General features: G+C 69.6%; 1 protein-coding gene (cut by a window edge). It reads left to right on the top strand.

The genetic code is table 11. The features are described 5' to 3' along the window. A protein-coding gene (locus tag PSR88_RS00650; RefSeq protein WP_029539649.1) for a non-ribosomal peptide synthase/polyketide synthase crosses the window boundary here: on the top strand, positions 1–12,381 show its 3' portion. The gene continues 18,738 nt to the left of window position 1, outside the view; the window shows 12,381 of its 31,119 coding nt (coding positions 18,739–31,119); the start codon falls outside the window, past its left edge; it ends in the stop codon at positions 12,379–12,381.

The following is a 12,381-nucleotide window of genomic DNA, read 5'->3' as shown; positions in this document are numbered from 1 at the left end:
TTCGCGGACCGATTCCTGCGGATCCTGGAGGCGGTCGCTTCCGCCGACGACATCGCCGTCGGCGATATCGCCATCCTGGGTGCGGCCGAGCAAGGGTCCCTCGCACCGGTGTGGGGCGGGCCGTTGCTCGCGAACGCCACCCTGCCCGAGCTGCTCGTCGCGACGGCGGAACGGTATCCGGACTCGACTGCCGTCGTCTTCGACGGTGTCTCGATCGATTACCGTGAGCTGGACCGAAGATCGACACAGCTGGCACGTGCACTCATCGGGATGGGCGTCGGCCCGGAAACCTACGTCGCACTAGCCTTGCCGCGCTCTGTCGAATCGGTGCTGTGCGTGTGGGCCGCTGCCAAGACCGGTGCGGCCTACGTTCCGATCGACCCCGCGCATCCGGCGGACCGCATCGCGCACATTCTGCGGGATTCGGGAGTCGTCGTCGGTGTCACCTGCGCCGAGTTCGCCGAACACCTCCCGGGGGTGACGGACTGGCTCGTACTCGACGATCCGGCAGTGCTCCGCGAATTGTCCTCGGCGAGCACTGCGCCGGTCGGGGATGCGGATCGTACCTCCGCTCTGCATGTCGATCATCCCGCCTATCTCATCTACACGTCGGGTTCGACGGGACTGCCCAAGGGCGTGGTGGTGTCCCACCGCGGTCTCGCGAATCTCGCCGGCTCGTATACCACCGCAGTGCGGGCCACCGAGGAATCCCGGGTCGCGCATCTCGCGTCCCCGACGTTCGACCTGTCCGTCCTCGAACTGCTTCTGGCCCACACTTCCGGGGCCGCGCTGGTGGTCTGCCCGCCCGGTGTGTACGGCGGCGTAGAGCTACACGAGGTGTTGCAGTCCGAACGCGTCACGCACATGACCATCACGAATGCTGCTCTGGCGTCGGTCGAGCCGGAGGGACTGGACGATCTACGCTCGATCGTCGTCGGCGGCGACGCCTGCCCACCGGAGACGGTGGCGCGATGGGCCGACCGACTCGAACTCGTCAACGGGTACGGTCCCACCGAAGTGACGGTGGGCGCCACGTTCAGCTCGGTGCTCGGCCAGGGCCGAGACATCACCATCGGCGGGCCGCTGCCCGGGGTCGCCGCCGTGGTTCTCGATTCGAGGTTGCGGCCCGTGCCGGTCGGTGTCGTGGGAGAGCTGTACCTGCTGGGACCGGCTCTGGCACGCGGATACCACGAGCGTGCCGCGCTCACGGCACACCGCTTCGTGGCCAGTCCGTTCGAGGCCGCCGGTGCCCGGATGTACCGCACCGGTGACATTGTGCGCTGGCGCGCAGTACATTCCGGTGTGACCGGCAGCATGACCGACGGCACTTTTCCCGGACATGCGATCGAGTACCTCGGCCGCTCCGACCATCAGGTCAAGGTTCGTGGACTTCGTATCGAACTCGGCGAGATCGATGCCGCCCTCAACGCACATCCCGATGTCGAATTCGCTGCCACCCTGGGCTACGAGTCGCCCGCGGAAACCCGACTGGCATCGCACGTGCTGGTCGGTGCGGGCGCCGACCGTGATCCGGCAGCTCTGCTCGCGTTTCTGCGTCAGGCATTGCCGGGATACATGGTTCCGTCGGCGCTCGTGTTCCTGGACACGATTCCGCTGACCCCGAATGGCAAACTCGACCGGGACGCCCTGCCCGCGCCCGACTTCGGTGCGGCAGCCAAGGAGATCGTGTACCGGGAACCGCGGAACCCCCTGGAGCAGTCGATCGCGGATGCGTTTGCCGAAGTGCTGGGCGGTACGGACATCGGTCTCGACACGGATTTCTTCGATGCAGGCGGTAACTCGCTCTCCGCGACCCGGGTGACCGCCCGGGTCGGCGCCCTGCTCGACATCCGGGTCACCGTGCGTGATCTCTTCGAAGCCCCGACCGTCCTCGCGCTGGCCGAGTCGCTGGCGCCGCGAATGTCCGAGGCGGGCGACGGCGCTTCCGCCGGACCGGCCCTGGCGCCGCAGCCGCGTCCCGACCGGATCCCGCTGTCGCTCGCGCAGCAGCGGATGTGGTTCCTCAACCAGTTCGAGACGTCCTCGCCCGCATACAACCTGCCTGCCGCGGTCCGGCTCACTGGACCGCTGGACACGGCGGCGCTGGCCGCGGCGATCGACGATCTGATCACCCGGCACGAATCGCTGCGGACCGTCTTCCCCGATTCCCGGGGCGGACCGCACCAGGTGATCCTCGAGCCCGGACAGTTCACCCCCGACACCGCACCGGTCCGCGTGAGCGAGAGCGGTCTACGCGCGGATCTCGAGCAGTTCCTGCTGGCCGGCTTCGACGTCTCCCAGGCCGTGCCCCTGCGGGTGAAGGTGTACTCGCTCGGCGACACCGAGCACGTGCTCGCTTTCGTCGTCCATCACATCGCCGCCGACGGCGTGTCCATGGAACCGCTGATCCGGGACGTGATGATCGCGTACTCGAGCCGCGCGGCAGGTCATGCGCCCAGCTGGGCGCCGCTGCCGGTGCAGTACGCCGACTACGCGCTGTGGCAGCGGGAGGTGCTCGGCGTCGAATCCGACCCGGGCAGCCTCGCCGCCGCCCAGCTCGAGTATTGGACCCGGACACTCGCCGGTGTCCCGGACCAGCTGTACCTGCCGGGGGACCGGGGCAGGCCGGCCGTTCCGTCGCATCGGGGTGCGGCAACGCGTTTCACCCTGGACGCCGACACGCACCGGGCCCTGGCCGAGCTGGCACGCGCGCACGGCGCCAGCATCTTCATGGTCGCCCACGCCGCGCTCAGCGTCCTGCTGGGCCGGCTCAGCACGAGCTCCGACATCACCGTCGGCACGGCGATCGCCGGTCGCGGCCGGGTGGAACTCGACGACATCATCGGCATGTTCGTCAACACCCTCGTGTTGCGCACGACGCTGGACCCGGGGGCGTCGTTCGTGTCGCTGCTCGAACAGGCCCGGGACGTCGACCTCGAGGCGTTCGCCCACGCGGACCTGCCGTTCGAGCGGCTGGTGGAGGTTCTCAGCCCGGTCCGCTCCACCTCGCACCACCCGCTGTTCCAGGTGGCGCTCGGCGTGCAGGCGGTCTCCGCCGACCGACTCGAACTGGACGGGCTGTCGCTGGAGCCGCTCACCCTCGACGCGAGCACCGCGAAGTTCGACCTGCACTTCACGCTCACCGAGCGTCTCGACGACGCCTCCGAGGCCGCCGGCATCGACGCCGAACTGGTTTACGCGACAGACATTTTCGACGAGAGCACCGCCGCCGAGTACGCGATCCGGCTGCGGCGGATCTTCGAGGCGGTCGTCGCCGACCCGCAGCGGCCGATCGGTGACATTCCGGTCCTCGGCGACGAGGAATACGCGGCGCTCACCCCGGTGCGCGGCGCCGACGCGCGACCTGTGCAGATGCTGCCCGAGATCCTCGCCGACGCCGTCGCCGCGGCACCCGACGGACCCGCCGTCGTCTTCGAGGGGGAGAGCCTCACGTACCGGGACCTCGACGAACGGTCGAACCAGCTGGCCCGGTTGCTCGTCGACAGGGGAGTGGGACCCGAAACCCGGGTCGCGCTGGCGCTGCCGCGGTCCCTCGAATCCGTGGTGGCCGTGTGGGCGGTGGCCAAGACCGGTGCAGCCTTCGTGCCCGTCGACCCCGGTTATCCCGCGGACCGGGTCCTGCACATGGTGCAGGACTCCGGGGCGATGGTCGGGATCACCGTGTCCGCGAAACAGGACGTCCTCCCGGACTCGATCCGGTGGATGCTGCTCGACGACCCGGCACTCGCGGTGCGCTGCACCCACGAATCCCGGTTGCCGCTGACCAACCGCGACCGCATGCGGCCGATCCTGTCCGACCAGGTGGCGTACGTCATCTACACGTCGGGGTCCACCGGCCGGCCCAAGGGAGTCGCGGTCACGCATCGCGGTCTGATGAACCTGGTGACCGACGAGCGTGAGCTCCTCGGGGTCACCTCCGGCTCGCGGACACTGCATTTCGCGTCCCCGAGCTTCGACGCCTCGGTGTTCGAGATGCTGATGGCACTCGGCGCGGGAGCCACGATGGTCATCGCCCCGCCCACGATCTACGGCGGATCGGAACTCGCGGAACTGCTCGCCGCGGAACACGTCACCCATGCGTTCTCCACTCCGGCGGCGCTGGCGTCGGTGGACCATCACGGGCTCGACGACCTCGCCGTGGTCGTGGTCGCCGGTGACGTGTGCCCACCGGAACTGGTCGCCCGCTGGGCGCCCGGGCGTCGCATGGTGAACGCGTACGGCCCCAGCGAGGCGACGATCATGTCGTCCATCACCGAACCCCTCCGCGCCGGCGAACCGGTCACCATCGGTGGCCCGAGCCGCGGAGTGCGGGCACTCGTGCTGGACGGCCGGCTGCGCCCGGTGCCGGTGGGTGTGCCGGGCGAACTGTACGTCGGAGGACCGAGCCTCGCCCGCGGCTACCTGGGACGGCCGGGACTGACCGCCGAACGCTTCGTCGCCGACCCGTACGGCGAGCCCGGCGACCTGATGTACCGCACCGGCGACCTCGTCCGGTGGCGGGAGAACCGCGTCCTCGATTTCGTCGGCCGCACCGACCACCAGGTGAAGATCCGCGGATTCCGGATCGAACTCGGCGAGATCGATGCCGCGCTCACCGCACACCCGCAGATCGAGTACGCCACCACGATCGGGTACGAGCACCCGAACGGGGAGACCTCCCTCGTCGCGTACGTGCTGCCGTTCACCGGTGAGGACGTGGACCGGGTCGAGGTCGCGAACTTCGTCGGGCGCACCCTGCCCGCCTACATGGTTCCCGCCTCCGTCACGCTCCTCGACGCCCTGCCGCTCACCCCGGCGGGCAAGCTCGACCGGGCCGCGCTGCCCGAGCCGATCTTCGTCGCCGCGGCCACGACATTCGAGGCACCGCGGAACCCGATGGAAGTGATCGTCGCCGGCATCTTCGCGGACATCCTCGCGTTGCCCGAGATCGGCATCCACGACAGCTTCTTCGACCTCGGCGGCAACTCGTTGCTCGCCACCCAGGTGGTGTCGCGGATCAACGCCGCACTCGACGTCCACGTCGGGGTCCGTGAAGTGTTCGAGTCGCCGACCGTCGCCGCACTCGCGGCACGCATCACCGAGACCACCACCCACGGTTTGCGACGCCCCGCGCTGACGGCGAAGCCCCGGCCCGAGCACATTCCGCTGTCGCTCGCCCAGCAGCGGATGTGGTTCATCAACCAGTTCGACACCGCATCGCCCGCCTACAACCTGCCGGTCGCGCTCCGGCTGTCGGGCGAGGTGGACCTGCGTGCCATGCAGATCGCGATCGCCGATCTCGTCGGGCGGCACGAGGCGCTGCGCACCGTCTATCCCGACTCCGTCGACGGTCCGCACCAGGTGATCGTGCCCGCCGGGGACGCGGTGCCCGACCTGACACCGGTGGCGGCGCACCCCGACGACGTCCTCGACCGGGTGCTCGCACTCGTCACGACGGGCTTCGACGTGACCGCGGACGTGCCGCTGCGGGCGCGGATGTACCGCGTCGGCGCCGACGACTACGTGCTCGTGATGGTCGCCCACCACATCTCGGGTGACGGCTGGTCGCTCGCCCCGCTGGCCCGCGACGTCATGCTCGCCTACACCGCCCGCGCCGAGGGACACGTTCCCCGCTGGACGCCGCTGCCGGTGCAGTACGCCGACTACAGCCTGTGGCAGCGGGAACTCCTCGGCGACGAGACCGATCCCGAATCGGTCGCCGCCGCTCAGATCGCCTACTGGACCCGCACGCTGGAGGGTCTGCCGGACCGGCTGTCCCTGCCGACCGACCGTCCCCGCCCCGCGGTCGCGTCGCACCTGGGCGCGCACGTGCCGTTCACCATCGACGCCGGCACCCACCGCGCCCTGCTGGCGCTCGCACGCGGCCGGAACACCTCCCTGTTCATGGTGATGCACACCGCGCTCGCGGTGCTGCTCGCGCGACTGAGCAACGAGTCCGACATCGCCGTCGGCGCACCCATCGCCGGCCGCGGTGAGGAATCCCTCGACGAACTCGTCGGCATGTTCGTGAACACCCTGGTACTGCGCACCCAGGTGGCCCTCGCGAGTTCGTTCGCGGACAGCCTCGCCGACGCACGCTCTGCCGATCTGAATGCGTTCGCGCACTCCGACATTCCGTTCGAGCGCCTCGTCGACGTGCTGAACCCGGCCCGGTCCCGCGCGCACCACCCGCTGTTCCAGGTCGCGTTCTCGTTCCAGAACCTCGCCACCACCACACTCGAACTTCCCGGACTGCACGTCGAGGGACTCGACGTGCCGAACACGATCTCCAACTTCGATCTGCACCTGACATTGTCGGAGAAGCACGACGCCGACGGATCCCCGGACGTGATCGAGGCACAGTTCACCTACGCCACCGACCTCTTCGACGAATCCACCGTGCGGGCGTTCGCGGAACGCTTCACCCGCGTGCTCGCGTCGGTCGTGGAGGATCCGGACGTGGCCGTCGGGGCCATCGACCTCCTCGACGGCCCCGAACGACAGTCGATCGTCGCCGACTTCAACGACACCGGCGTCGATCTGCCGCCGACGACGCTCGCCGAACTGTTCTCCGCCCAGGCGGCGCGCACCCCCGAGAAGGCCGCGGTGTTCTTCGAGGGCACCGAACTGACCTATGCGGAGTTCGACCGCCGTGTCGACGTGCTCGCCCACCGCCTGATCGATCGCGGGGTGGGACCGGAATCCGTGGTGGGACTGGCGATGAACCGGTCGATCGAACTGCTGGTCGGGATGTACGCGGTGCTGCGAGCCGGCGGCGCGTACCTCCCGATCGATCTCACCCATCCGGCCGACCGCCTCGCCTACGTGCTCGCGACCGCACGACCGGTGTGCATCCTCACCACGTCCTCGGACGGGTTCGCCGCCGAGTCCGTCCCGGTCATCGAGATCGACACCCTCGACCACACCGGCTCACCACGCGAACCGGTGACCGATGCGCGTCGCCTCGCCCCGCTGCGGCCGGAGAACACGGCGTACCTGATCTTCACGTCCGGGTCCACCGGCCGGCCCAAGGGGGTCGCCGTGACTCACGCCGCCATCGCGAACCAACTCCGCTGGAAGCAGCACGAATACCCGCTCGACACCACCGACGCCGTCGTGCAGAAGACACCCGTCACGTTCGACCTGTCGGTGTGGGAACTGTTCTGGCCGCTGACCACGGGCGCCCGACTCGTCATCGCCCGCCCGGACGGTCACCGCGACCCGGCCTACCTGGCGGACCTGATGCGTCAGCAGCGCGTCACGACAGCACATTTCGTGCCGTCCCTGTTGGAGGCCTTCCTGGCGACGCCGGATGCGGGGGAGCAGCCGGCCCTGCGGCGAGTGCTGTGCATCGGCGAAGCGCTGCCCGTCGACACCGCCGCCCGCTTCCGCCGCCGGTTCGGGGCCGTCGCGCTACACAACCTGTACGGGCCCACCGAGGCCGCCGTGTCCGTGACCGCCTGGACACACACCGCCGACGATGTCGACACCGTTCCCATCGGCGGACCCGAGTGGAACACGCAGGTGTTCGTGCTGGACGCCCGCCTGAACCCGGTCCCCGTCGGGGTAGCGGGTGAGCTGTATCTCGCCGGTGAGCAACTGGCCCGCGGCTACGTCGCTCGCGCGGATCTGACGGCCGAACGCTTCGTGGCCAACCCCTTCGGCGCATCCGGTTCGCGGCTCTACCGCACCGGCGACGTCGTCCGCTGGCGCGTCCGGGACAGCAGGGGCGTCCTCGAGTACCTCGAGCGCTCCGACTTCCAGGTGAAGGTCCGCGGGTTCCGCATCGAACTCGGCGAGATCGAGTCCGCCCTGGTGTCGAGCGCGGGAGTGGGGCAGGCCGTCGTCGTCGCCCACCAGCACCCGCACACCGGGACCGCCCTGATCGGCTACGTCGTCCCCGAGGACGGTGCCACCGTCGACTCCGCCGCGGTTCTCGCCGAGGTCGGCGCCGCCGTCCCGAGCTACATGGTGCCCGCCGCCCTCGTCGTGCTCGCGCAACTGCCCCTGACCTCGAACGGCAAACTCGACCGCAAGGCCCTTCCCGCACCCGACTTCGCCTCGGCGACAGACGAATATCGTGCCCCCGCGACGCCCACGGAGGAAGCGGTTGCCGCCGTGTTCGCCGACGTGCTCGGCGTCGACCAGGTCGGTACCGCCGCGAACTTCTTCGATCTCGGCGGCAACTCCCTCGTCGCCACCCGGGTGGTCGCCCGGCTGTCCGAGCGGCTCGGGTGCCGCGTGGAGATTCGAACCCTGTTCGAGGCGCCCACCGTCGCCGCCCTTGCGGCACTGCTGGATTCGATCGACGCCACCGCACCCGCCCGCCCGGCGCTGACACCGGCGGTGCGCCCCGAACGGATTCCGCTGTCGTCGGCGCAACACCGGATGTGGTTCCTCAACAGGTTCGACCCGAATTCCGCGGTGCACAACATTCCCGCGGCGGTCCGGCTGTCGGGCGCGCTGGACGTCGACGCACTGCAGCATGCGGTCGCCGACGTCGTCCGCAGGCACGAGTCGCTGCGGACGGTGTACCCGGACTCCGCGGACGGCCCGCACCAGGTGATCCTGCCCATCGACCGGGTGGGGGGCGAAATGTCCGTCGTCGCGACGGACGAGGCCGCGCTGCCCGCTCTGATCGCCGGCCTGGTGACCACCGGATTCGACGTCACCACGGAGGTTCCGGTGCGGGTGCGGATCTTCCGCATGTCCGCGACGGAACACGTTCTCGCCCTGGTGGTCCATCACATCTCCGGCGACGGCTGGTCGATGGCCCCGATGGTGCGGGACGTGATGACGGCGTACGCGGCGCGGTCGGCGGACACCACGCCCGACTGGGCGCCGCTGCCGGTGCAGTACGCCGACTACGCGCTGTGGCAGCGGGCGCTTCTCGGCGACGAGACCGATCCCGAATCGGTGTCGGCACAGCAACTCGCGTTCTGGACGCACACCCTCGCGGGCGCACCGGATCAGTTGGACCTGCCCACCGACCGCCCGCGTCCCGCGGTCGCGTCGTACCGGGGCGGCACCGTCGACTTCGCCGTGCCGGCCGACCTGCACGGCACGCTCCTGGGTGCGGCGCGGGACGCGAACGCGTCCCTGTTCATGCTCGTGCACTCGGCGCTCGCGGTGCTGCTGAGCCGACTCTCCGGCACCGGGGACATCGCCATCGGCACCCCCGTCGCGGGCCGTGGCGAACGCGAACTCGACGACCTGATCGGCATGTTCGTCAACACGCTGGTCCTGCGCCAGCAGGTCGACGGAGGCCGGACCTTCGCCGAACTGGTCGCCGACGTGCGCGAGACCGATCTCGCCGCCTTCTCCCACGCGGACGTCCCGTTCGAGCGCCTCGTGGAGATCGTCAATCCGTCGCGGTCCACCGGGCGGCATCCCCTGTTCCAGGTGATGCTCACGTTCCAGAACCTCGACCAGGCGACCCTTCGACTGGGTGACCTGTCGGTGAGCGGCGTCGACTTCGACGTCGACATCGCCAAGTTCGACCTGCAGCTCACCCTGATGGAGCAGTTCGACTCGGCGGGAAGTCCGGACGGGATCGCGGCCCGCCTCACGTACGCCTCCGACCTGTTCGACGAGCCGTCCATGTACGTGTTCGGACAGCGGTTCCTGCAGGTTCTCCGGGCGGCCACCGACAGTCCGGACACCGCGGTCGGCGACATCGACGTCCTCGGCAGCGGCGAACGGAAGCAGATCGCCGGCACCAACGCGACATCGCACGAGGTGCCCGCCGGCACCCTGGCGTCGCTGTTCGACACGAGGGTCGCGGCGGACCCCGACCGCGTCGCGGTGATCTTCGACCGGGACGAGTTGACGTACGCCGACTTCGACGCCCGGGTGAACAGGCTGGCGCGCCGACTGATCGAGCAGGGCGTCGGCCCCGAGTCGGTGGTGGCGGTCGCGATGCGCCGTTCGATCGATCTGCTCGTCGCGATCTACGCCGTCGTGAAGGCCGGCGGCGCCTACCTGCCGGTGGATCCGGACCACCCCGCCGAGCGCACCGCGCATGTACTCGACACCGCACAGCCGGCATGTGTGCTGGTCAGCGGTGCCGGACTCGCCGGCGGCGGATCGGTCCCCGTCATCGACGTCGCGTCCGAGGACGTCTCCGGCTTCGACAGCTCGCCCGTCACCGACGCGGACCGGCTGTGGCCGCTGTCCCCGGCGAACACGGCGTACGTGATCTTCACGTCCGGGTCGACGGGCCGGCCCAAGGGCGTCGCCGTCACCCACGGCGCGATCGTGAACCGACTGCTGTGGATGCAGCACGAATACACCCTGACCAGCGCGGACGTCGTCCTGCAGAAGACCCCGGTGACGTTCGACGTGTCGGTGTGGGAGCTGTTCTGGCCGCTGCAGGTGGGAGCCTCCCTGGTGATCGCCGCACCCGACGGACACCGCGATCCGCGGTACCTGACAGGGCTGATACAGGAACGTCACGTGACGACCACCCACTTCGTGCCGTCGATGCTGTCGGTGTTCACCGCCGAACCTGCTGTGGCGGTGTGTGATTCGTTGCGGTTGGTGTTATGTTCAGGTGAGGCGTTGACGCCGGAGCAGGTGTCGCGGTTCCGGGCGGTCTGTGGTGCCGATCTGCACAATTTGTACGGGCCGACGGAGGCCGCGGTCGATGTCACGTATTGGGAGACCGGTGCGGCGGATACGGTGACGGTGCCGATCGGGCGTCCGGTGTGGAACATGCAGGTGCATGTGCTCGATTCGCGGTTGCATCCGGTGCCGAACGGGGTGGCGGGGGAGTTGTATCTGGCGGGCGATCAGCTGGCGCGGGGGTATCTGAATCGTCCGGATCTGTCGGCGGATCGGTTCGTGGCGAACCCGCACGTGGCGGGTGGGCGGATGTACCGGACGGGGGATCTGGTGCGTCGCCGCGCGGATGGGGTTCTGGAGTATGTGGGGCGTACCGATTTCCAGGTGAAGTTGCGGGGGCAGCGGATCGAGTTGGGGGAGATCGAGGCGGCGCTGGAGGCGCATCCGGACGTGTCGCAGGCGGTGGTGGTGGTGCACCGCGACGACCGCGGCGAGGAAGCGTTGGTGGCGTACCTGGTGGGACCGCGCGCGGCCGACTGGTCCGACGTGCGCGCACACCTGTCCGCGCGCGTCCCGTCGTACATGATCCCGGCCCAGGTCGTGCACCTGGATACCCTGCCGCTGTCGGCGAACGGCAAACTCGACCGCACGGCCCTGCCCGCACCGGCCGCCCGGTCGGCGGCCGACGAGTACCAGGCGCCGCGAACGGCGGCCGAGCGCGCCGTCGCCACGGTGTTCGCCGACGTGCTCGGCATCGACCGCGTGGGAGTCACGGACAGCTTCTTCGACCTCGGGGGCAACTCGCTGATCGCCACCCGGGTCGCATCCGCGCTCGGGTCCGAGCTGGGAATCGACTTCCCGCTGCAATGGATGTTCAGCGACCCCACACCGCAGTCGCTGGGACAACGCATCCAGAAGTGGACGAACGACGGGGTGGACGGTGCCGGTGCGTCACTCGACGTGCTTCTCCCGATCCGCACGAGAGGAACGGCGGAGCCGCTGTTCTGTGTGCATCCGTTCATCGGGCTCGCCTGGAGCTACGCGGGGCTCGGCCGCGAGCTGACCCAGGACCGGCCGATCTACGGGCTGCAGTCGCCCGCGCTGACCGAGGACGAACCGCACCTGGAGACGATCACCGACTTCGCGGCCCGCTACGTCCGAGAGATCCGTTCGATCCAGCCGCACGGCCCGTATCACCTGGTGGGGTGGTCGCTGGGTGGAGTCATCGCCCACGAGATGGGAGTGCAGTTGCAGGATGCCGGTGAAGAGGTGCGTCTGCTGGGGCTCCTCGACAGCTACGTCGGGATCGACCGCAGCGTGGAGAACTCCGCGACCACCGCGGATCTTCTCGGCGGTGTCGGCCTGGACCTCCCGGACGACAGCGTGCTCGACGAACTCGCGCCGGACGGACAGTTCGACGCCGAGCGTGCGGCGGCACTGCTGCGGGTCGTCGGAGGGCCGCTGGCGGCGCTGACCGCGACGGAACTCGAACGGATCTACGGCAATGCGCTGCGAGCCCCCGCACTGATCGACGCGCACCGGCCGAGGGTCTTCGACGGCGAGCTGGTGTTCTTCACCGCCGCCCTGGACGACGGTTTCCACGTGGACCCGGTGACCTGCTGGGGGCAGTTCGTGCGCGGGAGTATCGACGAGCACCCGGTGGACGCGACGCACTGGACGATGACGACGCCGGATGCTCTCGCCGCGATCGCACCGCACCTCGAGCGTTCGCATCGCCGGCCGCGGCACGCCGCGCCCGACACCGGCAGGGACAGCGATCCCGACGACAGCGCGAACCGGCCGCACTCGGTGCGCTGA

This window comes from Rhodococcus sp. DK176 (assembly GCF_038447315.2).
In the GTDB taxonomy this organism is placed as follows: Bacteria; Actinomycetota; Actinomycetes; order Mycobacteriales; family Mycobacteriaceae; genus Rhodococcus_F; species Rhodococcus_F jostii_A.
Note: the sequence above shows the minus strand (reverse complement) of the source record. Positions and strands in the feature narration are given on the sequence as shown.